The organism is Aestuariibacter sp. GS-14 (assembly GCF_006494365.1).
Lineage (GTDB): Bacteria > Pseudomonadota > Gammaproteobacteria > Enterobacterales > Alteromonadaceae > Alteromonas > Alteromonas mangrovi.
This window is the reverse complement of the sequence record NZ_VHIP01000048.1, coordinates 1-453: the sequence shown is the minus strand read 5'-3', so window position 1 is coordinate 453 and position 453 is coordinate 1. Positions and strand designations below refer to the sequence as shown.

2 tRNA genes are annotated in these 453 nt (G+C 45.3%); both read left to right on the top strand.

What is annotated here, in order from left to right:
• The first annotated feature begins 102 nt into the window (after nucleotides 1-102).
• Nucleotides 103-178, top strand: a tRNA-Ala gene (locus FJ444_RS21275).
• 9 nt (nucleotides 179-187) lie between these two features.
• Nucleotides 188-264: transfer RNA gene (locus tag FJ444_RS21270), tRNA-Ile, on the top strand.
• The last annotated feature ends 189 nt before the right edge of the window (nucleotides 265-453 follow it).

Sequence of the window (453 nt, the reverse complement as noted above, 5' to 3'; positions counted from 1 at the left end):
ACCTCCTTACGTAAAGTCGTTGGACGACTTGATGTAGTGCCTACACAGATTGTTTTGTTATAGAAGAAGAACGACCAAGATTTACTCGTAAGGGAAATCAACGGGGCTATAGCTCAGCTGGGAGAGCGCCTGATTTGCATTCAGGAGGTCAGCAGTTCGATCCTGCTTAGCTCCACCATCCTTATATAGGCTTGTAGCTCAGCTGGTTAGAGCGCACCCCTGATAAGGGTGAGGTCGGCAGTTCAAGTCTGCCCAAGCCTACCAATTCTACCTGGTTTTGCCATTTTCAATCGCTGCGATACTCATGTGCTGTTCGCACACTGCGTTTCTCGCGTTGAAACTGCCTTCACCAAGCGAATTGGCCGATGTGTAAGAGTCTTAATGAATAACAGTGGTTATTGATTAAGGTTTTTAAACCTTGAATCTGTTCTTTAACAATTTGGAAAGCTGATA